Annotated in this window: 22 protein-coding genes; 19 read left to right on the top strand and 3 right to left on the bottom strand. The window is 60.5% G+C overall.

Annotation, left to right across the window (positions count from 1 at the left end):
• The first annotated feature begins 22 nt into the window (after nt 1-22).
• The 16 genes from ACGHEN_RS06325 (at nt 23) to ACGHEN_RS06250 (ending at nt 16,533) form a co-directional block, all read left to right on the top strand.
• Complete coding sequence (locus tag ACGHEN_RS06325) at nt 23-811, top strand: ribonuclease HII (protein ID WP_117639929.1); 789 nt, start codon at nt 23-25, stop codon at nt 809-811.
• A gap of 189 nt (nt 812-1,000) precedes the next feature.
• A complete protein-coding gene (locus ACGHEN_RS06320; RefSeq protein ID WP_035138570.1) occupies nt 1,001-1,486 on the top strand; it encodes a YraN family protein in 486 nt (161 codons plus the stop codon).
• Entirely contained in the window at nt 1,486-3,009 is a 1,524-nt protein-coding gene (locus ACGHEN_RS06315; RefSeq protein ID WP_390398172.1) for a YifB family Mg chelatase-like AAA ATPase, read from the top strand. The genes ACGHEN_RS06320 and ACGHEN_RS06315 overlap by 1 nt, the downstream gene beginning before the upstream one ends.
• Nucleotides 3,009-3,941, top strand: a complete 933-nt coding sequence (locus tag ACGHEN_RS06310; RefSeq protein ID WP_271744488.1) for a DNA-processing protein DprA — start codon at nt 3,009-3,011, stop codon at nt 3,939-3,941. The genes ACGHEN_RS06315 and ACGHEN_RS06310 overlap by 1 nt, the downstream gene beginning before the upstream one ends.
• Before the next feature lie 14 nt (nt 3,942-3,955).
• Nucleotides 3,956-5,293: a methylenetetrahydrofolate--tRNA-(uracil(54)-C(5))-methyltransferase (FADH(2)-oxidizing) TrmFO gene (trmFO, locus tag ACGHEN_RS06305; protein WP_128620301.1), complete on the top strand. Its 1,338-nt coding sequence runs from the start codon at nt 3,956-3,958 to the stop codon at nt 5,291-5,293.
• Nucleotides 5,290-6,210, top strand: coding sequence for a tyrosine recombinase (locus ACGHEN_RS06300; RefSeq protein WP_390399388.1), 921 nt, complete (start codon nt 5,290-5,292; stop codon nt 6,208-6,210). Before trmFO ends, ACGHEN_RS06300 begins: the two co-directional genes overlap by 4 nt.
• A gap of 219 nt (nt 6,211-6,429) precedes the next feature.
• On the top strand, nt 6,430-7,158 hold the full coding sequence (gene rpsB / locus ACGHEN_RS06295; protein WP_006236109.1) for a 30S ribosomal protein S2: 729 nt from the start codon (nt 6,430-6,432) through the stop codon (nt 7,156-7,158).
• A 45-nt stretch (nt 7,159-7,203) separates the two neighbouring features.
• Nucleotides 7,204-8,073, top strand: a complete 870-nt coding sequence (gene tsf, locus ACGHEN_RS06290; protein WP_022094736.1) for a translation elongation factor Ts — start codon at nt 7,204-7,206, stop codon at nt 8,071-8,073.
• 117 nt (nt 8,074-8,190) lie between these two features.
• Nucleotides 8,191-8,913 carry a UMP kinase gene (pyrH, locus tag ACGHEN_RS06285; protein ID WP_040359955.1) on the top strand — a complete coding sequence of 241 codons (723 nt, stop codon included), beginning with the start codon at nt 8,191-8,193 and terminating at the stop codon, nt 8,911-8,913.
• A 2-nt stretch (nt 8,914-8,915) separates the two neighbouring features.
• Nucleotides 8,916-9,452 carry a ribosome recycling factor gene (gene frr / locus ACGHEN_RS06280; protein WP_390398168.1) on the top strand — a complete coding sequence of 179 codons (537 nt, stop codon included), beginning with the start codon at nt 8,916-8,918 and terminating at the stop codon, nt 9,450-9,452.
• Nucleotide 9,453: 1 nt separating this feature from the next.
• On the top strand, nt 9,454-10,248 hold the full coding sequence (locus ACGHEN_RS06275; RefSeq protein ID WP_390398166.1) for an isoprenyl transferase: 795 nt from the start codon (nt 9,454-9,456) through the stop codon (nt 10,246-10,248).
• 2 nt (nt 10,249-10,250) lie between these two features.
• Nucleotides 10,251-11,141, top strand: coding sequence for a phosphatidate cytidylyltransferase (locus ACGHEN_RS06270; RefSeq protein ID WP_390398163.1), 891 nt, complete (start codon nt 10,251-10,253; stop codon nt 11,139-11,141).
• Nucleotides 11,141-12,328: a 1-deoxy-D-xylulose-5-phosphate reductoisomerase gene (gene dxr / locus ACGHEN_RS06265; protein ID WP_117736677.1), complete on the top strand. Its 1,188-nt coding sequence runs from the start codon at nt 11,141-11,143 to the stop codon at nt 12,326-12,328. The genes ACGHEN_RS06270 and dxr overlap by 1 nt, the downstream gene beginning before the upstream one ends.
• Before the next feature lie 25 nt (nt 12,329-12,353).
• On the top strand, nt 12,354-13,715 hold the full coding sequence (locus tag ACGHEN_RS06260; RefSeq protein ID WP_390398160.1) for a M50 family metallopeptidase: 1,362 nt from the start codon (nt 12,354-12,356) through the stop codon (nt 13,713-13,715).
• 13 nt (nt 13,716-13,728) lie between these two features.
• A complete protein-coding gene (gene ispG, locus ACGHEN_RS06255; protein ID WP_390398159.1) occupies nt 13,729-14,811 on the top strand; it encodes a flavodoxin-dependent (E)-4-hydroxy-3-methylbut-2-enyl-diphosphate synthase in 1,083 nt (360 codons plus the stop codon).
• Nucleotides 14,812-16,533 carry a proline--tRNA ligase gene (locus ACGHEN_RS06250; RefSeq protein WP_390398157.1) on the top strand — a complete coding sequence of 574 codons (1,722 nt, stop codon included), beginning with the start codon at nt 14,812-14,814 and terminating at the stop codon, nt 16,531-16,533.
• 178 nt (nt 16,534-16,711) lie between these two features.
• Here ACGHEN_RS06250 and ACGHEN_RS06245 read toward each other — a convergent pair whose 3' ends face one another.
• The 3 genes from ACGHEN_RS06245 to rpmB all read right to left on the bottom strand — a co-directional run bounded on the left by ACGHEN_RS06245 (nt 16,712) and on the right by rpmB (nt 20,924).
• Entirely contained in the window at nt 16,712-17,476 is a 765-nt protein-coding gene (locus ACGHEN_RS06245) for an aminoglycoside phosphotransferase family protein (RefSeq protein ID WP_006236119.1), read from the bottom strand.
• A gap of 88 nt (nt 17,477-17,564) precedes the next feature.
• Complete coding sequence (gene adhE, locus ACGHEN_RS06240; protein ID WP_055250041.1) at nt 17,565-20,213, bottom strand: bifunctional acetaldehyde-CoA/alcohol dehydrogenase; 2,649 nt, start codon at nt 20,211-20,213, stop codon at nt 17,565-17,567.
• Between the two features lie 522 nt (nt 20,214-20,735).
• On the bottom strand, nt 20,736-20,924 hold the full coding sequence (rpmB, locus tag ACGHEN_RS06235) for a 50S ribosomal protein L28 (protein ID WP_022094725.1): 189 nt from the start codon (nt 20,922-20,924) through the stop codon (nt 20,736-20,738).
• Between the two features lie 451 nt (nt 20,925-21,375).
• Here rpmB and pyrR point away from each other — a divergent pair, with 451 nt between their 5' ends.
• From pyrR to ACGHEN_RS06220, 3 genes are read left to right on the top strand one after another with little or no spacing between them, the layout of a single operon-like run.
• A complete protein-coding gene (pyrR, locus tag ACGHEN_RS06230; protein ID WP_117770320.1) occupies nt 21,376-21,960 on the top strand; it encodes a bifunctional pyr operon transcriptional regulator/uracil phosphoribosyltransferase PyrR in 585 nt (194 codons plus the stop codon).
• A 4-nt stretch (nt 21,961-21,964) separates the two neighbouring features.
• Nucleotides 21,965-22,909: an aspartate carbamoyltransferase catalytic subunit gene (locus ACGHEN_RS06225; RefSeq protein WP_035138537.1), complete on the top strand. Its 945-nt coding sequence runs from the start codon at nt 21,965-21,967 to the stop codon at nt 22,907-22,909.
• Nucleotides 22,893-24,182 carry a dihydroorotase gene (locus tag ACGHEN_RS06220; protein ID WP_390398154.1) on the top strand — a complete coding sequence of 430 codons (1,290 nt, stop codon included), beginning with the start codon at nt 22,893-22,895 and terminating at the stop codon, nt 24,180-24,182. The genes ACGHEN_RS06225 and ACGHEN_RS06220 overlap by 17 nt, the downstream gene beginning before the upstream one ends.
• Nucleotides 24,183-24,255: the final 73 nt, after the last annotated feature.

Below are 24,255 nucleotides of genomic sequence, written 5' to 3'. Positions count from 1 at the left end.
TTGCATGCAAGGAGGGCCTGGTATGGCCAATATGACGAGCTCGGTTTCGGCATCGCAGGTTGCCGGTGAGTTGGCGAGCGCTACGTTTGAGGAGATCCCCGCCCTCGTGGAGCATTATCGCGAGGACCCGCGCCAGCAGGTGATCAAGGCTTGCGAGCGTGCTCTTAAGCGCCATGCCAAGGAACTTGCCGAGCGCGAGCGCGTCAATGACATGTACGAGCTTATGCATGAGCTTGGCGGCGATGGGGTAGTCGTTGGTGTCGACGAGGTGGGTCGCGGATCGGTGGCCGGTCCTTTGACGGTATGCGCCGTCTGCCTTCCTATGGAGCCGCGCGTCTGGGGCATCAACGATTCCAAAAAGCTCACGCCGGCGCGCCGCGAGTTGCTCTCAGTGAAGATTGCCGAGGTGGCGACGGCAATTGGTTTTTGCCATATCGCGCCTAAGGATATCGATGAGATGGGCATGGCCCGCGCCATTCGAGCCGCTGTCGCGGGCGCCGTGGCCGATACGGGGCTCGAGCCCGATTGCGTGCTTATGGACGGTAACCCCTTGGGCGCCGTTCCCAACGAGCGCGACGTGGTGAAGGGCGATGCCAAGATCGCCTGTATCGCCGCGGCGTCCATCATGGCCAAGGTCACGCGTGATGAGATGATGGTCGAGTACGATGCCGAGTATCCCGAGTACCATTTGGCCGAATCGAAAGGCTACGCAAGCCCCGAGCACATCGAGGCCATTCGCAAACATGGACTTTGTCCACTGCACCGCGTGAGCTTTTGCGGAAACTTTCTGCAGACTGAGCGCCTTTTCTAGGTCAATTGTGGAGACAGGGACCTCAGGGGTTTTATAAACCTGCTGGCAGCGGGCCGTATGCAACAGCATTGCTGCGTACGGCCCGTTTTTTGACGGCATTTGGTCAGCTTTTGGTTTGCTTCCGGTACTTACCCGCATGAAAGGTGCCCTCATCATCGGGGCAATGCAGTGTGCGGGAAAGGAGACCCCATGAGTGCCGCAAGCAAAAAGAGCAAGACGCAGCAGCTCAAGGAGCGTTGGGAAAACGGCGAGCTCGACTGCGGGGCGATGACGCCCGAGTTTATCAAGGGACTCAGTCCCCGCGAGCTGGGCATGCTGGGCGAGCTGATCACCATCGACTACTTTAACGAGCGCGGCTACACCTTGCTGGAGCAGGGTTATCGTTGCACCGAGGGCGAGGCCGATCTGGTGCTGCTCGATGAGCTCGACGATGTCGTGGTGATGGCCGAGGTCAAGACCAGACGCGTCGCACTGGATTGCAGCACGCGGGTCTTTCCCGAGGAGGCCGTGGACGCCCAAAAGCAACGCCGCTACCGCCGCATCGCAAGTTGCTATCTCATGGAGCATTATCCGCTCAAGGCGATTCGCTTCGATGCCGTGGGCGTCACCATTCGTGGCGGGCATATCGCCGAGATCGAGCATCAGTACAACGCGTTCGATTGGCAGGTGTCGTGATGGCGTTCGAGACGTTTGCCGTTCACGCGGCCTGCATCCGTGGCGTCGAGGCGATTCACGTCACGGTCGAGGTCTCGCTTGCCGGTGGTGTTCCGGGCATCCAAATGCTCGGCATTCCGAGTATGGAGGTGATGGAGTCACGCGGTCGTATTCGCTGCGCGATGCGCTCCGCCGGGTTCGAGATCCCACGCTCGGGCATTACGGTCAACCTAGCGCCCGGCGATATTCGCAAGACCGGTAGCGGCTTTGATCTGCCCATCGCCATCGCGGTTCTGGCGGCCGATGGGCAGATTCCCCGTGACAACCTCGATCGCTGCCTTATCGCCGGCGAGCTCGGCTTGGACGGTACGGTGCTTCCCGTCAAGGGCGAGGTGGCGTTTCAGCTATTGGCACGTGATATGGGGCTGTCCTTTATCGCCGGCAGGTCCGATCAGCATGTTCCGCTTGCGGGCGTGGATTGCGGATTTATCGATCATTTGTCTCAGCTTGCCCATGGCATGGGCGATGCCGCGCGGCACTACTTGGATTCTGAAGTGCTCGAGGCGACCTTTGAGCCCGAGCTCGACTATGCCGACGTGCTAGGGCAGGAGGTTGCCAAACGCGGCATGGCGCTTGCGGCGGCAGGAGAACTCGGTTTGCTTATGATCGGGTCCCCGGGATCGGGCAAGACGATGCTCGCGCGTCGTATGACCGGCATCCTGCCCGAGCTTTCCGTTGAGGATCAACAGGAGGCGCTGTGCATCCATTCGGTTTTGGGTGAGAACATTGATGGCTTGTTGGCGGGGCACCGGCCCTTCCGCAGCCCCCATCACAGTATTTCGACCGCAGGTCTTATCGGCGGTGGGCGCCCGGTGCACCCGGGTGAGATCAGCCTTGCTCATGGCGGCGTGCTATTTTTGGACGAGCTTACCGAGTTTCCCACGGGTGTGCTGCAGACGCTGCGTCAGCCCATCGAACGCGGCTATGTGAGGATCGTGCGCGTCGACGGGGCCTTTACCTTCCCGTCGCGCTTTCAGCTGCTGGCTGCGAGCAATCCCTGCCCCTGCGGTTTTTTGGGCGATCGCGAGGTACCGTGTCGCTGCTCGGCGGCGATGGTCGAGCGCTATCGGTCTAAACTGCGCGGTCCTTTGGCCGACCGTATCGACATGATGATCGATGTGACCCGTCCCGACCCCCAAGTGATTATCGAGGGTGCGGAGGGTATGTCGTCTGCCGAGTTACGTGACTACGTTGTGCGCGGTCGCGCTTTTCGCGCCTGGCGCGAATCCCGTATGGACGATGCGGATGCCGAGGCCGAGGATGACGAGACACGGTCCATTGACGGCGTCGTTTCGACCTTTAAGCTCGATGATGCGGCGGAGAAGTGTGTGCTCGGCCTGTCGAAGCGCACACATCTCACGGGTCGCGGCATCGTGCGACTGGTGCGTATCGCGCGTACAATCGCCGACGTCGCCGAGAGCGAGCAGGTGACGCAGGACCACGTGCTCGAGGCAGCGATGTACCAGGGAAGGAGGGACCAATGATGGCCGAGGGGACCTACGAGCTGCATCCAGGTGATGCGTTGTATCCCGAGACCGTTTTGGAGCTTTCTGATGTACCCCAGACGCTCTATGTGCGCGGCAACCCCGAGGTGCTTTCGACGCCCGCGCTCTCCATCATCGGCGCGCGCAAGGCCTCTCCGTATGGTCTTGCCGTGGCAGAGCTTGCGGCAAAGGTTGCGGTCGAGGCGGGCGTGACGGTAGTTTCGGGCGGCGCGGTCGGTTGTGACCAGGCCTCGGGTTGGGCTGCGGTCAATGCCGGCGGCAAACACGTCGTGGTGCTGGGGACGGGCGCCGACGTGGTCTACCCGCGTTCGAGCGCGGGGCTTATTACGCGCACGCTCGATACGGGTGGCGCGGTCGTGTCGATCTCTCCGTGGGGCATGGGTCCGCGCAAGTTTGCCTTTCCGCGCCGCAATCGCGTAATCGCGGCCCTGTCGCAAGCCCTCTTTGTATCCGAGGCGGGTATGCCTTCCGGGACGTTTTCTACAGCCGAGGCTGCTATGGATTTGGGGCGAGAACTTCTTGCCGTGCCAGGGTCGATCCTATCGCCCGAGTCGCGTGGCACGAATTACCTCATTGCGAACGGTGCCTGCTGCATCATCGACGAGGAATCTATCGAGATGGCTATTTCACGCATCTACGGCACCCTGCGCTACTCGCGCCCCGATGCTCCCGGCATTGCCGACCTGGATCAAACACAGCAGACCGTGATGCATGCGCTCATCGCCTCTCCGCTCAAGGTCGACGACATCGCGGCGCTCGTCTCGCTCGATGCCGTCGGCGTACTCAAACTCCTGGGTTCGCTTGAGCTCGAGGGTCTTATCGAGCGCATGATGGATGGAAGGTATGCGCCCTCCAAGTTTGCCCTTCACGCTCAGACACCCTTCGGTCACAATGGAAAACATGTCAATTAGAAAGGTGTTTGCAGATGCTGTTTGATCAGGTGACGGTTATCGGTGGCGGTCTGGCGGGTTCGGAGTGCGCGATTCAGCTTGCAGATCGCGGGTTCGCCGTAAAGCTGTGCGAGATGCGCCCCCAGGTTAGCTCCCCGGCCCACCATACCGATCACCTGGCAGAGCTCGTCTGTTCCAATTCGTTTAAGTCGACCCGTCCGGATTCTGCGGCTGGATTGCTGAAGGCCGAGCTTGAGCGCATGGGTTCAGTCCTGCTCGATTGCGCCCATCGCGCGGCTGTTCCCGCCGGTGGCGCCTTGGCGGTCGACCGCGTCAAGTTTTCCGAGTTTGTCGAGGCCGAGGTTGCCGCCCGTCCCAATATCGAGATCGTTCACGGCGAGGTCACGCAGATTCCCGAAGGTCACGTGGTCATTGCCGCCGGCCCCTTGTGCTCGCCGGCGCTGAGCGAAGAGGTCATGAAGCTCGTCGGTGGCGACGCCCTTGCGTTCTTCGATGCCGCGGCGCCGATCGTCGATGCCTCCACGCTCGATATGGACGTGCTGTTCTCGCAGTCGCGCTACGAGGAGCAGGGGAGCGGCGACTATCTCAACGCTCCGCTCAATAAGGAGGAGTACGAGGCCTTTATCGAGGCGCTTACCACGGCCGACCGCGTGGTGCTCAAGGACTTTGAGGGCGGCGATCTGTTCCAGGCCTGCCAGCCTGCCGAGGAAGTTGCGCGCACCGGCAAGGACGCCATTCGCTTTGGCGCCATGAAGCCTGTCGGCCTCACCGATCCGCGAACCGGTCGTCGTCCCTGGGCGGCGATTCAGCTGCGTGCCGAGAATAAGGAGAAGACCGCCTATAACCTGGTGGGCTTCCAGACCAACTTGACCTTTGGCGAGCAGAAGCGCGTCTTCCATATGGTGCCGGGCCTGGAGAACGCTGAGTTCTTCCGCTACGGTGTCATGCACCGTAATACCTTTGTCGACGCCCCGCACGTGCTCGATGGCACCTTTGCCGTGCCCGGCACCGGCGTGCGCCTGGCCGGTCAGATCACCGGCACCGAGGGGTACATGGAAGCCGTGGCGACGGGTCTGCTCGCGGCGCTCAACACCTATGCCGAGGCTATCGGGGCCGCGGGCGTCGAGCTGCCGCGTGTGGGCGCCCTGGGTGCGCTCGTGGGCTATGCGACCGATCCTGCCACCGTGGGCTATCAGCCTATGCATGTCAACTTTGGCCTGGTGCCGCCACTCGAGGATGGTAAGCGCCGCAGCAAGCGCGACCGCTACCAGGCCTATGCGGACCGTGCGCTCGAGGCCCTTGATGCCTATCTGGCCACTCGCCCCGATTTGTTTGGAGGCGACCGGTCATAGCCTTTGACCTGTACGACACCGTCGACTCGTTTATCGCCTATATCTCACGTGTCGAGGGACTTTCTCCCAACACGGTGACGGCCTATGGCTCGAGGCTGGAGCGTTTTGCTGCCTGGTGCGAGCGTGAGGATATAGATGCTTTCGCTGCCGACGTGCGCACCATTCGTCGCTATCTTGCCGAACTTTCGCGTGAGCAGGTGGCTCCCCGAACGCTTGCGGCACACCTGTCTGCCATTCGCTCGCTCTATCGGTGGATGGCTGCCGAGGGGGTCGTGGAGGGCGATGTGGTCTCGGCAATTTCCTCGCCCAAGCTCCCGCGCGATCTACCCGGTGTGCTGACGACCCAACAGGTGGAGGCGCTGCTCAAGACGCCTGATACCTCAACACCCGCGGGACTGCGCGATGCGGCTATGCTCGAGCTGCTCTATGCCTCCGGCGCTCGAATCTCGGAGCTCGCGGCGCTCAACGTGGAGTCTATCGGTTGGTCCGAGCGAACGCTGCGACTTTGGGGCAAGGGGAGCAAGGAGCGTATCGTGCCCCTGTATCGGCGCGCTCTCGAGGCTGCCCGCCGCTATATTGAGGAAGGGAGGCCGCAGCTCCTTGCACAGGCAAAGCGTAGCGACGGTGCGAACGGCGCGCATCCGCTGCTTATATCGGCGCGCGGTAATCGCATGAGTGCCGCCATGCTCAGGCGGCGGTTCCATACTCTGGCGACACTCGCCGGCATTCCGGCCGACATCGCCCCGCATGCGATGCGCCATACCTTTGCGACCGACTTGCTCGAGGGCGGTGCGGACCTGCGCTCGGTTCAAGAGCTGCTGGGTCATGCGAGCCTGTCCACGACGCAGATCTACACGCACCTCACGCCCGATCGGCTCAAACGTGCCGTGGCTCAAGCCCATCCCCGAGGCGAATAGTGGCTGGGACGTCCCGCGCCGCACTCAGGTGTGTGGTTTTGATTGCGGGTTGGCACGAAGATGCATTCCTGCTATCATTCATCGGGTTGCTTCACGGCAACATGTTTTTATCACGCACGCGCGGCTACTTCATACCGTGGTGCTCGGGCTTTGGTAGCACATGTCCGGGTTGGTTTTGGAGGATGACCCCGCGCGGAGGCAAACCACAGGAGGTTTAACATGGCTACCAAGATTAATATCCGCACCCTGCTCGAGGCCGGCTGCCACTTCGGTCACCAGACCCGTCGCTGGAACCCCAAGATGAAGCCGTTCATCTTCGGTGAGCGCAACGGCATCTACATCCTCGACCTCAAGCAGACCATCCTCGACGCCGACCAGGCCTACACCTTCGTCAAGAACGTCGCCAAGGGTGGCAACGTGCTGTTCGTCGGCACCAAGAAGCAGGCTCAGGAGGCCGTCAAGAACGCTGCTGAGCGCGCTAATATGCCCTACATCAACCAGCGTTGGCTCGGCGGTATGCTGACCAACTTCGTCACCATCCGCTCCCGCATCAACCGCATGGAGGAGCTCGAGGCCATGGTCGAGGACGGCCGCATGGCAGTGCTCCCCAAGAAGGAGCAGGCTGTGCTCGGCAAGGAGCTCACCAAGCTCCAGACCAACCTCGGTGGCGCCCGCGACATGAAGGGTCTGCCCCAGGCTCTCTTCGTCATCGACACTAAGCGCGAGGAGAACGCCATCAAGGAGGCTCAGCGCCTGAACATCCCCGTCGTCGCTCTGATCGACACCAACTCCGATCCCGACGAGGTCGAGTACGGCATCCCCTGCAACGATGACGCTATCTCCGCTGTCACCCTTATGTGCGAGCTCATGGCTGACGCCTGCCTCGCTGGCTCCGGTAAGGAGCAGGTCTCCGAGGCCGAGATGGCCGCTGAGCCCAAGGCCGAGTAAATCAGTCCTATTTAAGTCTTTTTCATCTCTTTGAAAGGAACCACAATGGCCCAGATTACCGCCGCTATGGTCAAGCAGCTCCGCGAGATGACCGACTCCCCGATGATGGAGTGCAAGAAGGCTCTCGTCGAGGCTGACGGCGACATGGACGCCGCTGTCGACGTTCTGCGTAAGAACGGCCTTGCCAAGGCTGCCAAGAAGGCTGGCCGTGAGACCAACGAGGGCGCTGTCGCCGCGTTCGTCTCCGAGGATGGCAAGACCGGCGCTCTGCTCGAGCTCTCCTGCGAGACCGACTTCGTTGGCTCCAACGCCAAGTTCACCGGCTTTGCTTCTAAGGTCGCTGAGGTTGTCGCTACCACCGAGCCTGCTGACGTCGACGCTCTGCTCGAGAAGCCGATGGGCGAGGAGACCGTTTCCTCCGAGCTCACCGAGATGATTCACATCATGGGCGAGAACATGAAGATCTCCCGCTTCGCTGCCCGCAAGGCCGAGAACGGCGCGCTCGCTTCTTACATCCACATGGGTGGTAAGATCGGCGTCCTCGTCGAGTTCGCCTTCGAGAAGGCCGAGACCGCTCAGGCTGAGTCCTTCAAGACCTTCGCTCACGACGTTGCCCTTCAGGTTGCCGCCGTCGCCCCGATTTGCGCTACCCGCGATCAGGTTCCGGCCGAGACCGTCGAGCACGAGAAGCAGATCTACATGGCCCAGGCTGCCGAGTCCGGCAAGCCCGAGGCTATCCAGGAGAAGATGGCTGTTGGCCGTCTGGAGAAGTTCTACAAGCAGTCCGTGCTCACCGAGCAGGAGTTCATCAAGGACAGCTCCCTCACCATCAAGAAGTACGCTGAGCAGGTCTCCAAGGAGCTCGGCGACACCATTACCGTCGTTGCCTTTGACCGTCTGGTCCGTGGCGAGTAAATAAGCTCTTGTAGCTGGTAATGAGCAGGCTGTGGGTTTTACTCACAGCCTGCTTTTTCATGGCTCTTATCAGAGCCTTTGATATCATATTGAGAGTCTAATTAAAGGAGGATCGCTTTGTCCGACATCCGATATAAACGAGTGCTTCTTAAGCTTTCCGGCGAAGCGCTGATGGGCGACGGCCAATATGGCATCGACCCCAAGGTTACCGATCATCTTGCCAAGCAGGTCAAGGAGCTGCTCGCCGTTGGCCATGAGGTCGGCGTCGTTGTCGGCGGCGGCAATATTTTCCGCGGCATGGCAGGCGCTGCCGGTGGCATGGAGCGTGCTCAGGCCGACTACATGGGCATGCTCGCGACCGTTATGAACGCGCTCGCCCTGCAGGATGCTTTCGAGCATAACGACGTTCCCTGCCGTGTGATGAGCGCTATCCAGATGAACGAGATCTGCGAGCCCTATATTCGCCGTCGCGCCATCAACCACCTTTCCAAGGGCAACGTCGTTATTTTTGCCGCCGGTTCGGGCAATCCGTACTTTACGACCGACACCGCCGCGGCTCTTCGTGCGTGCGAGATCGGCGCCGAGATTCTGATTAAAGCCACCAAGGTTGACGGCATCTACGACAAGGATCCCGTCAAGTGCGCCGATGCCGTCCGTTTTGACAAGATTACCTATCACGAGGTTCTCGTTCGCGGTCTGCAGGTTATGGATTCCACAGCTACGGCCCTGTGCCAGGATAACCGTATGCCTATTTTGGTCCTCAACATCGATGGCGAGGACACCGTCAAGCGCGCGCTCGCGGGTGAGCCCGTCGGCACGCTCGTCTATCAGGAGGATTAAGCATGGCAGAGAACATCACCGCCCATATGGACAAGTCGCTCGAGTCCCTCAAGCATAACTTCTCCAAGGTTCGTACCGGTCGTGCCAACGCCAACATTCTGTCCGACATCACCGTCGATTATTACGGTGTCCCCACGCCGGTCACGCAGGTTGCCGCCGTCAAGACCCCCGAGGCTCACATGCTGCTCATCGAGCCGTGGGATAAGGCGCTCATCAATGCTATCGTCAAGGCCATCGGCGCTTCCGATCTGGGTATTACCCCCAACTCCGATGGCACCGTCGTTCGTCTTCCGTTCCCGGCTCCCACTGAGGAGCGCCGTCGCGAGCTCGTCAAGGAGTGCCGCGAGTATGCCGAGCAGGCCAAGGTCTCCATTCGCAACATCCGTCGTGACTTTAACAACAAGCTCGAGCGCGACGAAGAGCTCACCGAGGACGATGTTCGTCGCGAGCAGGCCAAGGTCCAGAAGCATACCGATGAGTATGTTTCCAAGGTCGAGGAGCTTCTGAAGGAAAAAGAAGCCGAGGTCATGGAGATCTAAGGTGCAATACGACGAGAACAAACTGGTCGAGTACTTTGCCGACGCCCCTGCGGGCGTCGGTTTTTCCGACCTTGACCTCAATAAGATTCCGCATCATATCTCGTGCATCATGGACGGTAACGGTCGCTGGGCCACGGCGCGCGGTCTTGCCCGCACCGAGGGCCACAAGGCCGGTATCGTCTCCCTGCGCGAGATTATTACCGCATGCGTGCGCTTGGGCGTCGACGTCCTTTCGGCCTATGCGTTTTCCACCGAAAACTGGAACCGTCCGCAGCACGAGGTCAACGTTTTGATGCATTTGTTTGCCAAGACGTTTATCGATGAGTTGCCGCTGCTTAAGCGCGAAAACGTGCGCGTTGTCTTTTTGGGCGATATTTCCGCACTGCCTAAGAAGACCCGCGATGTCTTTGAGCGAGGTCTTGCCGAGTGTGCCGCCCACACCGGCATGACGCTGGTGCTTGCCGTCAACTACGGCGCCCGTGCTGAGATCACCCGTGCTGTCCGTCAGATCGCGCTCGATGCCGCCGCCGGCAAGATCGATCCCGCCGCTATCGATGATGATATGGTTGCCTCGCACCTCTATACTGCTGGGCTGCCCGATCCTGAGCTTGTGATTCGCACCTCCGGCGAGCTTCGCCTTTCGAATTATCTGCTGTGGCAGGTTGCCTATTCCGAGTTTTATGTCACCGATACCTATTGGCCCGACTTTGATCGTTGGGGCCTTGTCGACGCCATTTTGGCCTACCAGGGCCGCGACCGCAGGTTTGGTGGACTGAGCAAGACCGAGGAGGCTTAATCGTGTCCGATCGTCCCAAGGCGTCTGCTCCCAAGGCGCCAACTCCCAAGGCACCTTCCGCCAAGAGCGGCGCGGCTGCGACTTCGTGGTTGGCCGGCTTTATTACCCGCGCCGCCGCAGGTATCGTCTACGCCGTCGTATTTATTCTCTGCTTGGTTTTGGGTATCGTTCCCACTGCCATTTTTGTCTCCGTCATGAGCGGTCTGTGCTGCTATGAGTTTTTCCGTATGACAAGGCTCGATGGCAAGATGGCTAACGAGCGCATGGGTATCGCTGCCGCCGTACTCTTTCCGCTGTCGGCGTTGGGCGATTCGATGTTGCTGAATGCCCTGCTTTTTGCCTTGATGCTCGCTGTGGGCATTTGGTATGTCTGGTCGCCGCGTACCCGCATCTCTGATGTGGCCGTGACGCTCATGGGTCCCATCTACACTGGCTTTATGCTGTCGGCTATCGTGCTGCTGCGCGATGCCGTGCCCGGTTTTGCCGGCGCCCTGCTTTCAGTGGGCGTTTGCGCGTCCCTTTGGGTCTCCGATTCGTTTGCCTACATCGTGGGCAGCCGTATCGGCAAGCACAAGATGGTTCCCAAGATCTCTCCCAAAAAGAGCTGGGAGGGGTTTGCCGGCGGCATCTTGGGCTCGGTTTTGATTTGGCTCATCCTGTGGGCGACGCACTTCTACAAGCTCAGCCTGCCCTATGCGCTGCTGTGCGGCGTGGTCGTGTCCATTCTGGGCGTTATCGGCGACCTCATCGAGTCGCGCATCAAGCGCGGTGTGGGCGTCAAAGATTCCGGCAACCTTATCCCGGGCCATGGCGGCATGCTCGACCGTAGCGATTCGCTTATCTTTGGCTGCATTACCGCGCAGCTGCTTTTGATGATCGGAGGCGTGCTGTAATGTCCTTCCAAACGACGTATGGCCCCGATGGACGCCTTCGCGTTGCCATCCTGGGTTGTACGGGCTCCATCGGCACCCAGGCACTCGATGTGTGCCGTCAGCATGCCGATCGCCTGCAGGTGACGGCGCTGTCCGTTAACTCCAGTACCTCCGAGCTCGTTGCCGCTGCCCGCGAGTTCTCGGTTCCGGCGGTTGCCGTGGCCGATGTCGCTCATGGCGATGACGCCGTGCTGCAGGAGTTGCCCGAGGGCACGCAGCTCGGTGTTGGCGCGCAGGCGGTTTGCGAGCTCGCGCGTCGCGACGATGTCGACTGCGTGCTCGTCGCTATTGTGGGCGCCGCCGGTCTCGAGGCGAGCCATGCGGCCTTGACCTCGAATAAGCGCCTTGCCCTTGCCAACAAGGAGTCCCTCGTCGTCGGTGGCGACTTGCTTATGCCGTTGGCGCAACCGGGCCAGCTTATTCCGGTCGACTCTGAGCATTCCGCCATCTACCAGTGCTATCTGGGGGAGAACCCGCGCGAGGCCCACTGCATTTGGCTCACCTGCTCGGGCGGTCCGTTCTTTGGCCGCACGCGCGACGAGCTCGATCGCGTGACGCGTGCCGATGCCCTCGCGCATCCCACGTGGGCCATGGGTGCCAAGATCACCATTGACTCCGCCACCCTCATGAACAAGGGCCTAGAGCGCATTGAGGCCATGCATCTGTTTAACTGCGACCTCGATTTCATTAACGTGGTCGTGCAGCGTCAGTCCAAGATTCACTCTATGGTCGAGTTCGCCGACGGCTCCGTGATGGCGCATCTCGGTGCATCCGACATGCGTATTCCCATCCAGTTCGCGTTCTCGTATCCCGAGCGTTGGGATACCCCGGCGCCTCGTATCGATTTCCGCGAGCTGGGGCAGCTCACGTTTGATGCTGCCGACATGGATACCTTCCGCTGTCTGGCACTGGCCGAGCGTGCCGGCAAGACGGGTGGCACCATGCCGTGCGTGCTCAATGCCGCCAACGAGGTCGCCGTCGATGCCTTCCTGCACGATGGCTGCAGCTTTACCGATATCGATCGCATTGTGGAATCCTGCATGGACGCCCACGATATGCAGGCGGTCGATTCGTTTGAGCAGCTTCGCGACATCGATGCGTGGGCGCGTGAAAAGGCTGCGCAGGTGCTCGCCGCAACCCGTTCCTAACCCATAAGGATTGCTTTTTCGTTTTATGGATACTGTTCTGAGCGTTCTCTCATCGGTCTTTTGGGGCCTGCTGATGCTTTCCGTCCTCGTGTTTTTGCACGAGGGCGGCCACTTTTTGGCGGCGCGTGCCTGCGGCGTCCGTGTGACCGAGTTCTTTTTGGGTCTGCCGTGCCGCTTTGACATCCATTACACGTCGCGTCGCATTGGAACCAAGTTTGGCGTGACCCCGCTGCTGCTGGGTGGCTACGCTGCCATCTGCGGTATGGATCCGACCAATGTTTCGTGCGCCGATCGCGTGCTCGCGGCTATCTATCGTCATGGTCGCGTGACCGTGGCCGACCTTGCTGTCGAGCTCGAGCTTTCCGAGGAGGATGTGCTCGAGGCATGCGCCCTTTTGCTGGGCTGGGGCTCCATCGCGCCCTGGTATGAGGAAGGGGAGAAGCCCTCGCCGAGCTACTATCCCACCAAATATCAGACGTTGCCGCGAGACACGGCAGGCTATACCACCTTTGATGGTCGCCGTTTCGATCGCGAACATGCGACTGCCGAGGGCGATGTGTGGGAGCTGCCGTGCGGCGAGGCCGAGTTCCTTGCGCAAGAGCGCTCGCACACCTATCTTGGCCAAGGCTTTCTCAAGCGCGCCTTTATGCTGCTCGCAGGCATTATTGTCAATATCTTGACGGGCTTTTTGCTCCTTATGAGTATCTATTCCATTGCGGGTGTCACCGTGCCGATGGATACCAACGTGATCGGTCAGGTTGACGAGGGGTCTATTGCCGCCAAGGCGGGTATCGAGGGCGGTGACGCGATTCTTTTGGTTGACGGAGTATCGTGCTCTACCTGGATTGACGTTTACGATGCCATCGGCAAGGCTGCCGGTAAGGACGATATCGCCATCGAGTACGAGCGTGACGGCAAGCAGCATTCGACCACGGTTGCGCTCAAAGAGGACGAGCGCCTAGGTGTGTATGCCTCTACGCAGGTGGTCCGTTTAGACCCCATCACGTCGGCTCGCCTGTCGTTCTCTTACGTCGTGCAGACAGCGGAGGGCGTGATGCGCCTGCTCCAGCCGCAGCATACGATGGAGATTCTCGATCAGTCTTCTTCGATCGTGGGTATTAGCGTTATGTCCTCACAGGCTGCTGCTGCCGGCCCTGCCACGTTCCTTTCGTTTGCCGCCCTCATTTCGTTCTCGCTGGGCTTTATGAACCTGTTGCCCATCCCACCACTCGATGGCGGCAAGCTGGTCATCGAGATCATTCAAAAGATTGCGGGCCGCGAGCTTCCGCTCAAGGTCCAGACGATTGTGAGCTATGTGGGCATCGCGCTCTTTGCGCTGCTGTTTGTCTATATGCTTCGTTCCGACATCCTTCGATTTATTCTGTAGGGGAGTGTTTGGATTGTCTTTATCCCATCCTTTGCCTCGCGAGTTGACGCGCCCCGTGCATGTGGGCGGTGTGCAGATCGGTGGCGGCGCGCCGGTGGTGGTCCAATCCATGACCTGCACCGATACCGCTGATGCCCAGGCAACGCTTGCGCAAGTGGGCGCGTTGGCGCAGGCTGGCTGCGATATCGTGCGTGTGAGCGTGCCCACCGAGGCCGCGCTTGAGGGTTTCCGCACCATCTGTGCCGAGTCTCCGGTGCCGATTGTCGCTGATATCCACTTTAACCATAAGCTCGCCATTGGTGCCGTTGAGGCCGGTGCCGCCAAGCTCCGCATCAATCCCGGCAACATTGGCGATTGGGCCAAGGTCGATGCCGTGATCGATGCCGCGGGCGCCGCTGGGTGCGCGATTCGCATTGGCGTGAACGCGGGCTCGCTTGAGCAGGATATCGCCGAGCGCGAAGACCTCACGCAGCCCGAAAAGCTCGTGATGTCGAGCGAGCGCTTCGTCAAGCACTTTGAGGACCGCGGCTTTACGAACATTGTGCTTTCGGCCAAGGCCCATAGCGTGCAAACGACGCTCGATACTTATCGAGCCCTGTCACGTGAGATTCCCCACGTTCCGCTTCACCTGGGCGTGACGGAGGCGGGGACCAAGCTCCAGGGCACCATCAAGAGCTCTGTAGGCTTGGGTATTTTGCTTTCCGAGGGCATTGGCGACACCATGCGTGTGTCGCTCACGGCCGATCCGGTCGAGGAGCCGCCGGTCGCCTGGGGAATTTTGCAGTCGCTGGGCCTGCGTCGCCGCGGTCCCGAGATTGTCTCGTGCCCCACGTGCGCCCGCTGTCAGGTTAACCTGATTCCTATCGCCGAGGAAGTAACCGAGCGGCTTAAGAACTATACCGCTCCGCTTTCCATCGCCGTTATGGGATGTGCCGTTAATGGCCCCGGCGAGGCTTCCGATGCCGACCTGGGCGTTGCTTGCGGACGTGGTCAGGCCTTGCTCTTTTCGCATGGCCAGATCATTGGTAAAGTAGCTGAGGACCAAATTGTCGACGCGCTTATGGCCGAGGTCGACAAGCTTATTGAGGAGAAATAAATGACCCGAGCAATGTATATGTCTAAGCTCTATGCGCCGACGCTTAAAGAGGATCCGGCGGACGCCGAGCTCGCCAGTCACCGCCTGCTGCTCCGTGCCGGCATGATCCGCAAGGAGGCCGCCGGCCTGTATTCCTACCTGCCGCTTGCTTGGCGCTCGATTCGCAAGATCGAGAATATCGTGCGCGACGAGATGGACGCTGCGGGCGCTCAGGAGCTCATGATGCCCATTATGGTCGACGCCGAGCTGTGGCGTGAGTCCGGCCGTATCGATGCCTATGGCAAGGAGCTTGTGCGCTTTGACGACCGTCATGGTCGCGAGTTCGTGCTGGGCCCCACCCACGAGGAGACCGTCACGGCCCTGGTGCGCAATGAGCTGCGTTCCTACAAGCAGCTGCCTGTCAATCTGTACCACATTCAGGACAAGTTCCGCGACGAGTTCCGCCCTCGCTTTGGCCTGATGCGCGGTCGCGAGTTCATCATGAAGGACGCCTACAGCTTCTCCGCCACGCAGGAGAGTCTGCAGGAGGAGTACGACAAGATGAAGCAGGCCTACGCCAACATCTGCGAGCGCTGCTACATCAAGGCTCTGCCCGTTGTCGCTGACTCCGGCGAGATCGGTGGCGATACCTCCGTCGAGTACATGGCTTTGGCCGACGCCGGCGAGGCTTCGCTGGTCTACTGCGACGATTGCGGCTTTGCTGCCGATGACGAGGCGGCAAGCACCAAGGTCGTCGTGACCGAGGGCCCCGGCGACGGTACGCTCACCAAGGTCGAGACTCCGGGCATGGGCACCATCGAGGCCGTTGCCAAGTTCTTTGGCTTCCCCGAGAACGGTACGCGAAAGTCGCTGGCGTTGATCGATGCCGAGGGCAAGCCAGTCGTGGCCATTGTCCCGGGCGACCACGAGCTCAATGACTGCAAGGCCGAGCACGTCTTTGGCAAGGGCTATCGCATGATGACCGACGAGGAGCTCCAGACCTACGGTCTGCACAAGGGCTTTATCGGACCGGTTAACTTGCCCGAGGGCATCCGTCTGGTGTGCGACGAGAACCTGCGCGAGTCCAAGCAGTGGGTCTGCGGTGCCAACGAGGTCGATTATCACTTTACCGGTGCCTGCCCCGAGCGCGACTTTACCGTCGATGAGTGGGCAGATCTGGTCACCGTCGTTGCCGGCGATCCCTGCCCGCACTGCGGCAAGCCGCTCTCTGCTGCCCGCGGCATCGAGGTCTCTCAGGTGTTCCAGCTGGGCACCAAGTACTCCGAGGCCATGGGTGCCACCTTTATGGACGAGGACGGCAAGGAGAAGCCGCTCATCATGGGTTGCTACGGCGTTGGTGTGTCCCGCTCGCTTGCTGCCGTCGTGGAGCAGCACAACGACGAACACGGCATCGTCTGGCCGGTCTCCGTTGCCCCGTACGAGGTCGCGGTGATTCCGCTCGATCCCAAGAAGGAGGAGTGCGCTAACGTTTGCGACCAAATCGTCGAGGGCCTGTGCGCCGAGGGTATCGAGGTTGTCGTCGATGACCGTGACGAGCGTCCCGGCTTTAAGTTTGCCGATAACGACCTCATGGGCTTCCCGTATCAGGTCGTTCTGGGTAAGCGTGGCCTCAAGAATGGTACTGTGGAGCTCAAGGACCGTGCCACGGGCGAGCGTGAGGACGTGGCGATCGACGAGGTCGTCGCCAAGGTTGCCGAGCTTGTTAAGGCGGCCCGCCGTTAATCGACGTTTCTGCTATTAGATGTAATTGCGGGACTGCTCCGTATCTCTCTTAGGAAGAGATGCGGAGCAGTCTATTTTGTTGCGCGAATAAGCTCGACGGGTAAAGGAAAACCCCACAGCCCATATGAGCTGCGGGGTTTTCCTTTGTGCCTCCGATGCGAAATGAATCGCTCAGATTTTACTGATAATCGACGACGTCGATCCAGTTCTTCAGGAACTCATCGTTCACGTTGCGCTTACGAGCGAGCTCGGAAGCGGCGACGATGCTCGTCCACTGACGCACGACCTGCATGGGCATGTCGGCGCGGTCGCAGTAGAGCTCCAGGTAGGCCTCGGCCTGATCCTTGCTGTTGAGGGCGAAGAGCAGGTAGGTGGTGGCAACGTCGGCAGCAGGGGAGCCCTGGGTGGCGTGTGCCCAGTCGCACACATAGAGCTGGCCGTCGTCGCCGACGATGACGTTGGAGGGGTTGAAGTCGCCGTGGCAGACCTTGAACTCCTTGGTCATGCCGTCCAGACGCTCCTGAAGGTTGTAGCGCGTGGTGGCATTGAGCTGATCAAGGCTGTCGATCATGCGGGCGAACTTGTCGCGCTGACGGTTGAGCAGCGGGGAGGTGTAGCCGTGGATCTCGATCTGGAGGTCGACGAACATCTCGAGATACTCACCAAAGCGCTGGGGCTCGGCAGTCATCTTCTCGGCAAGGGTGGTGCCCGGAACCTTCTCGGTCACGAGCGCCCAGCCGTTGGCGTTCTCGAGCTGGGAAACCTCGAGAGCCTTGGGGCTGCGGATGCCGCACTCATTGATGCGGGCAAGATTCAAAGCCTCGTTGAACACGTCGGAGACAGGCTTGGTCTCGTTAAAGACCTTGACAATCTTGTCGCCCAGGTCGTAAACGACCTTGTTGCCACGGCGGACGAGCTCGGTCTTGGAATCGGGTAGCAGCATGGTTGCATCCTTTCAACGATGCGATAGAAGCGACGGCGGGGGTGTGTGAAACACCCGTGCACCCCCGCCGTTAAAAACCGGGCTAAAACTAGCAGACGGCGTAGTCCTGAGGCTCGCGGCCGTAGTAGGCGTCCAGGTAGAGCTCCTTGATCTCGCTCATGAGCGGGTAGCGCGGGTTGGCGCCGGTGCACTGGTCGTTGAATGCCTGCTCGGTCATCTCGTCGAGGGTGTCGAGGAAGTACTGCTCGTCAACACCGTAGTCGGCGATGGTCTTCTTGACGCCGATGAAGTCCTTGAGCTCCTCGAGCTTCGTGATGAAGTTCTCGAAGACCTCCTTGTCGTCCTTGCCCTCGATGCCGCAGTACTTGGCCATCTCGGCGTAGTTGTGCAGCGCGTTGGGGTAAGGATACTGGGAGAAGGTACCCATCTTGACGGGAGCCTCGGCGGCGTTGTAGCGCATAACGCGGGTCAGGATGACGGCGTTGGCGAGGCCGTGGGGCAGGTGATGGAAGGCGCCGAGCTTGTGAGCCATGGAGTGGTTGAGGCCCAGGAAGGCGTTGGCGAAGGCCATACCGGCCATGCAGGAGGCGTTGTGCATCTCCTCGCGGGCATGCGGGTCCTTGGCGCCGTTCGTGAAGCTGGAGGGCAGGTTCTCGAAGACGAGCTTAGCAGCGCGCTCGGAGAGGCCCTTGGTGTAGTCGGAAGCCATGATGGAGACATAGGACTCGATGGCGTGGGTCATGACGTCGATGCCGGAGGCAGCGGTCAGGCCGCGCGGGGCGGTCATGCAGTTGTCGGCGTCGACGATAGCCATGTTGGGGAGCAGCGCGTAGTCGGCGAGCGGCCACTTGATGCCGGTCTCCTTGTCGGTGATGATGGCGAACGGCGTGCACTCGGAGCCGGTACCCGAAGAGGTCGGGACGGCGACGAAGTAGGCCTTCTTGCCCATCTCGGGGAAAGTGAAGATACGCTTGCGGATGTCCATGAAGTCCATGGCCATGTCCTCAAACTTGCACTCGGGGTGCTCGTACATCATCCACATGATCTTGCCGGCGTCCATAGCGGAGCCACCGCCGACGGCGATGATCACGTCAGGCTCAAAGAGAGCCATCTGCTTGGCGCCGCGACGTGCGCACTGCAGCGACGGATCGGGCTCGACGTCGTAGAAGCAGTCGTGGGCGATGCCCATCTCGTCGAGCTTGGCCTCGATGGCGCGGGTGTTGCCATTCTTGAAGAGGAACTGGTCGGTGACGATGAAGGCGCGCTTCTTGCCCATGACGGTACCGAGCTCGTCGAGGGCGACGGGCGTGGAACCCTTCTTGAAGTAGACCTTCTCGGGAGCGCGGAACCACAGCATGTTCTCACGGCGCTCGGCCACAGTCTTAACGTTGATCAAGTGCTTCACCCCAACGTTCTCGGAGACGGAGTTGCCGCCCCAGGAGCCGCAGCCCAGGGTCAGAGACGGCTTCATGCCAAAGTTGTACAGGTCACCGATGCCGCCGTGCGAGGACGGGGTGTTGATGACGATACGGCAGGCCTTCATGACGTGCTCGAACAGGCTGATCTTCTCGGCCTGGGCGGGGTGCACGTACAGAGAGGCGGTGTGGCCCGGGCCACCGGCGAGCACCAGGTGCTCGGCCTTGTCGACGGCCTCCTGGAAGTCCTTGGCGTGGTACATGGCCAGGACCGGGGAGAGCTTCTCGTGGGAGAACTCCTCCTTGGCGGGGTCGGTGGAGGTGACCTCGGCGATCAGGATCTTGGTCTTGGCGGGAACCTCGATGCCTGCGAGCTCGGCGATCTTGGCGGCAGCCATGCCGGGGATGCGGTGGTCGAGAGCGCCGTTCTTGAACATGGCGGCACGCAGAGCCTCCATCTCGGCACCCTGCTTGACGAAGTAGCAGCCGCGCTTCTGGAACTCGGCCTTAACCTGGTCATAGATGGTGTCGATGACGGTCACGGACTGCTCGGAAGCGCAGATCATGCCGTTGTCGAAGGTCTTGGAGTGGATGATGGAGTTGACGGCGAGCAGCACGTCGGCGGTGTCGTCGATGACGACCGGGGTGTTACCGGCGCCAACGCCCAGGGCGGGCTTGCCCGAGGAGTAGGCGGCCTTGACCATGCCCGGGCCACCGGTGGCGAGGATGATGTCGACGTCGCGCATGACCATGTTGGTCAGCTCGATGGAGGGGACATCGACCCAGCCGATGATGCCCTCGGGGGCACCGGCCTTGACGGCGGCGTCAAGCACGAGCTTAGCGGCGGCGATGGTGCACTTGGCGGCAGCCGGGTGCGGGGAGATGATGATGGCGTTGCGGGTCTTCAGGCTGATCAGCGTCTTGAAGATCGCAGTGGAGGTGGGGTTGGTCGTCGGGATGACGGCGCCCACGATGCCGATGGGCTCGGCGATCTTGGTGATGCCGTAGGCCTCGTCGCGCTCCAGGACACCACAGGTCTTGGTGTTCTTGTAAGCGTTGTAGATGTACTCTGCGGCGTAGTGGTTCTTGATGACCTTGTCCTCAAGAACGCCGCGGCCGGTCTCCTCGATGGCCATCTTCGCCAACGGGATACGAGCCTTGTTGGCGGCCATGGCGGCCTCATAGAAGATCTTGTCGACCTGCTCCTGCGTGTACGTAGCAAAAAGCGCCTGGGCCTCTCGCATCTGAGCGAGCTTAGCCTCAAGCGCCTCTACGTTGTCCACAATTGCGGGAGTAGTGTTTTCCGGTGACTTTTTCACCATTTGTGTCTCCTTGCGATCGGAGATTTACCCTACGTCTTTCATGATAGCAAGAAATAATTCGGTAAACGGTAAGATTCCCGTAAAAGGCACACTAAAACGCTTCAATAAACTGAAACGCTTCAACTATAACTTTTAACTTTCCGTTTGCCGTATCGCCCCACTCATTGGGGACAGACTTATATGAGTATTTCAATGGGAAAACGGGGAGAACGGGGCACCTGTTTGACAATCGCTATTCGCGGGTCGCGGTCGAGTCGGACACGCAGGCGGTCCAGTTCTCGATTATATCCATCTCAATCGTGTGAAAGGCGCGCTCGACTCGCTCGATGCGTACCGCTGGTCAAGCTTCAAGGCATATTAGCTGGGCTATGATTCCTTTGACATCTGCAAACACTCATGTAAGTCTGTCCCCAATGAGTGCAAAAAGGCGCCCTCCGTGGGGGAGGACGCCTTTGGTAAGTTCTATATGAACGCGAGGTCTTTGACCCGGAGAGTCCGAGGTACTTGTTGGTAAGACCTTATTTAGGAGCGCGCAACCTTGCCGGACTTGAGGCAGGTGGAGCAAACGTTCATCTTGCGACGGTGACCATCGACGACGACGTAAACGCGCTGGATGTTGGGGCGGAACTTACGGTTGGTGACGCGGTGAGAGTGGCTGATGGAGCGACCGGCAACGGGGTGCTTACCGCAAACTTCGCAAACTTTGGACATAACTGACCCTCCTTGGGCGACAAACGAACATGTCGCGTTAACAAACAAGCCTGAACTATAGCACAGAAGCAGCTCCCTGTGCGTAATCTACACAGAGATATTCCTCTTTTGGCGATAGTGCTCACGCCACGGCCCTGGACGTAGATCCGATTTGCGTGCAGCAGAGGGGATTATGCCAGCTCGTGCGTGCGTTTTCAAGCTCGTCCCACAAATATATATAGGTTTATGGAGCATTGGGCTCCGTTTACGGATTGTTCTGTATTTATGCTCGCAATTAAGCTCGAGGTTGGCTACACTATCCCTTGACCATTAAAGGGGTACGAGATACCCGCATGGAATTACATAGCTGCCAAAGAGCAGCCCTTCCTGTGGGTGTCTGGTCCGCTTTAAGCGGTCGGGCATCTATTTTTTTGACTGTGTCAGCAGTCAAGACATGTGAGGAAGGAGATCGATGGGCACGACTTCCCCCAAGGCGGTCATCATGGACGAGACCGCCGTCAATCGAGCGATGACCCGCATCGCGCACGAGATTCTCGAGCGCAACGAGGGCTGTGAAGACCTCGCTCTGGTCGGTATCGTCACGCGCGGCGACCTTCTGGCAAAGAAGCTCGCCGAGGAGATCAAGGAGATCGAGGGCGTCGAAGTTCCGCTCGGCAGCCTGGACATCAGCTTCTACCGCGATGACTACGCCACCAATTTCGCTCCCGCGATCCACGCCACCAACATTCCCTTTAGCGTCGACGGCAAGCGCGTCGTGCTGGTGGACGACATCCTGTATACGGGCCGTACCATTCGCGCCGCTCTGGACGCCGTTATGGATTTGGGCCGTCCGAGCCGCATTGAGCTGGCAGTCCTCGTTGACCGCGGCCACCGCGAGCTCCCCATCTCGCCGGACTTTGTCGGCAAGAACGTTCCCTCGTCGCACGAGGAGAACGTGCACCTATATATGAAGGAAGTCGACGGCCACACCGCTGTCGAGATCAACGACGTCGCGCCGGGCTCCCACGTGGGTTCTGCGCCGCTGGGAGGTGAGTAGTACCGTGGCGTTCAACCATAAGCACCTGATCGACATTACCGAGTACTCCGAAGAGGATATCAAGCTCATCCTCGAGACCGCCAAGGCGTTCTCCGAGGTCAACGAGCGTGCGATCAAGAAGGTCCCTACGCTTAAGGGCAAGACTATCGTCAACATGTTCAACGAGCCCTCGACGCGCACCCGCAGCTCCTTCGAGCTCGCTGAGAAGCGTCTTTCGGCCGATAGCCTCAACTTTGGCGGCTCCTCGACCTCCACGGTCAAGGGCGAGAGCCTCGTCGACACGGTCGAGACCCTCAACGCCTATAAGATCGACTGCATCGTCGTGCGCGACAAGCACGCCGGCGCGCCCTACATCGTCACGCAGAACTCGCCCGCGAGCGTCATCTGCGCCGGCGACGGCAAGCACAACCACCCCACGCAGGCCCTGCTCGACCTGTACACCATCTGGGAGCACAAGGGTGACTTCCACGGTCTGAAGGTCGCCGTCGTCGGCGACATCGCCCACTCCCGCGTCTGCGGCTCGCTGATCCCCGCCCTTAAGATCATGGGCTGTGAGACCTATGCCGTTGCCCCCGGCACGCTGTTGCCTCCGGCACCCGAGGTCCTGGGCTGCGACCACGTGACAAGCGACCTCGATTCCGTCCTGCCCGAGCTGGACGTCGTCTACATGCTGCGCGTGCAGCAGGAGCGCCTCGAGGGCGCACCGTTCCCCACGATTCGCGAGTACCACAAGCTCTTCGGTCTGACTAAGGACCGCGAGAAGCTCATGAAACCCGATGCGATCATCTGCCACCCGGGCCCCATCAACCGCGGCGTCGAGTTCGACTCCTATATGGCCGACCACCCGCAACGCTCCGTTATTCTGGAGCAGGTCTACGCCGGTATCTGCGTGCGTATGGCTATCCTGTATCTGCTGCTTGGAGGTGCCGATAATGGCCTTGCTTCTTAAGAATGCCCACGTCGTCGATCCGTCTGTCGAGCTCGACGGTGTCGTCGACGTCTTGATTGACGGTGACAAGATCGCCGAGGTCGGCGAGAACCTCGTCGCCGAGGGAGCCGAGGTCCGCGACCTTTCCGGCAAGTATCTCGTCCCCGGCCTGGTGGATATGCACGTGCACCTGCGCGAGCCCGGCTACGAGGTCAAAGAGGACATCGAGAGTGGCACCCGCGCTGCTGCCAAGGGCGGCTTCACCGGCGTGTGCGCCATGCCCAACACCGATCCCGTCACCGATAACGGCACCGTCGTGGAGTTCGTCAAGTCCCGCGCTGCCGAGGTCGGTCACTGCCGCGTCTATCCGTCGGGCGCCATGACCCGCGGCCTTAAGGGCGAGGCCATGTCCGAGATGGGCGATATGGTCGCCCACGGCGCCGTCGCCTTCACCGACGACGGACGCGGCGTGCAGGGCGCAGGCATGCTTCGTCGCTGCATGGACTACGGCAAGATGTTCGGCAAGGTCTTTATGAGCCACTGCCAGGACGAGGACCTGGTCGGCCACGGCCAGATCAACGAGGGCAAGGTCTCGACCCGTCTGGCCCTCGAGGGCTGGCCGGCCGCCGGCGAGGAGCTTCAGATCGCCCGCGACATCGAGATCGCCAAGCTGACCGGTGCCAAGCTGCACATCCAGCACATCTCCACCGCTCACGGCCTGGAGCTCGTGCGTGCCGGTAAGGCCGCCGGTGTCCAGGTGACCTGCGAGGCCACCCCGCACCACATGTTCCTGACCGAGAACGACCTGGACGAGACCTACAACACCTCGCTCAAGGTCAATCCGCCGCTGCGCACCGACGAGGACGCCGAGGCCATCCGTCAGGGTGTCATCGACGGTACCGTCGACGTTATCGTCACCGATCACGCTCCCCACACCCCGTGGGAGAAGGCCCGCGAGTTCGAGCTTGCGCCCTTTGGCATGATCGGCCTCGAGACCTCGCTGTCGCTCGTGCTCACCGAGCTGGTCAACACGGGCAAGATGAGCATGGGCCGCATGGTCGAGCTCATGGCCATCAAGCCGCGCGAGATTTTGGGCCTTGATCAGGTTCAGGTCAAGGGGGGCTCCGTTGCCGACCTGACCGTGTTCGACCCGGCCGCAACCTGGACGGTCGGCGAGGACGGTTACGAGTCGCGCGCCGAGAACTCCGGTTTTGCCGGCCGTACGCTCACCGGTCGTGCCACCGATGTGTTTGTCGGCGGTAAGCAGACGCTTGCCGACGGCTGCATCTGCTAGCATAGCCTTATCGCTTTTGTGCGCGGTGCCCTTGCGGTGCCGCGCTTTCTGTTCGTTTTGACCATGCAACCGC

It is taken from the genome of Collinsella sp. i06-0019-1H4 (genome assembly GCF_042849575.1).
Lineage (GTDB): Bacteria > Actinomycetota > Coriobacteriia > Coriobacteriales > Coriobacteriaceae > Collinsella.
This window is presented reverse-complemented; position numbering and strand designations above follow the sequence as displayed.

What these genes read in the sequence shown, in the direction of transcription:
- ACGHEN_RS06325 (WP_117639929.1), top strand. Translation starts at nt 23, where the DNA reads ATGGCCAATATGACGAGCTCGGTTTCGGCATCGCAGGTTGCCGGTGAG.
- ACGHEN_RS06320 (WP_035138570.1), top strand. Translation starts at nt 1,001, where the DNA reads ATGAGTGCCGCAAGCAAAAAGAGCAAGACGCAGCAGCTCAAGGAGCGT.
- ACGHEN_RS06315 (WP_390398172.1), top strand. Translation starts at nt 1,486, where the DNA reads ATGGCGTTCGAGACGTTTGCCGTTCACGCGGCCTGCATCCGTGGCGTC.
- ACGHEN_RS06310 (WP_271744488.1), top strand. Translation starts at nt 3,009, where the DNA reads ATGGCCGAGGGGACCTACGAGCTGCATCCAGGTGATGCGTTGTATCCC.
- trmFO (WP_128620301.1), top strand. Translation starts at nt 3,956, where the DNA reads ATGCTGTTTGATCAGGTGACGGTTATCGGTGGCGGTCTGGCGGGTTCG.
- rpsB (WP_006236109.1), top strand. Translation starts at nt 6,430, where the DNA reads ATGGCTACCAAGATTAATATCCGCACCCTGCTCGAGGCCGGCTGCCAC.
- tsf (WP_022094736.1), top strand. Translation starts at nt 7,204, where the DNA reads ATGGCCCAGATTACCGCCGCTATGGTCAAGCAGCTCCGCGAGATGACC.
- frr (WP_390398168.1), top strand. Translation starts at nt 8,916, where the DNA reads ATGGCAGAGAACATCACCGCCCATATGGACAAGTCGCTCGAGTCCCTC.
- dxr (WP_117736677.1), top strand. Translation starts at nt 11,141, where the DNA reads ATGTCCTTCCAAACGACGTATGGCCCCGATGGACGCCTTCGCGTTGCC.
- ACGHEN_RS06260 (WP_390398160.1), top strand. Translation starts at nt 12,354, where the DNA reads ATGGATACTGTTCTGAGCGTTCTCTCATCGGTCTTTTGGGGCCTGCTG.
- ACGHEN_RS06250 (WP_390398157.1), top strand. Translation starts at nt 14,812, where the DNA reads ATGACCCGAGCAATGTATATGTCTAAGCTCTATGCGCCGACGCTTAAA.
- ACGHEN_RS06245 (WP_006236119.1), bottom strand. Translation starts at nt 17,476, where the DNA reads ATGCTGCTACCCGATTCCAAGACCGAGCTCGTCCGCCGTGGCAACAAG.
- adhE (WP_055250041.1), bottom strand. Translation starts at nt 20,213, where the DNA reads ATGGTGAAAAAGTCACCGGAAAACACTACTCCCGCAATTGTGGACAAC.
- rpmB (WP_022094725.1), bottom strand. Translation starts at nt 20,924, where the DNA reads ATGTCCAAAGTTTGCGAAGTTTGCGGTAAGCACCCCGTTGCCGGTCGC.
- pyrR (WP_117770320.1), top strand. Translation starts at nt 21,376, where the DNA reads ATGGGCACGACTTCCCCCAAGGCGGTCATCATGGACGAGACCGCCGTC.
- ACGHEN_RS06220 (WP_390398154.1), top strand. Translation starts at nt 22,893, where the DNA reads ATGGCCTTGCTTCTTAAGAATGCCCACGTCGTCGATCCGTCTGTCGAG.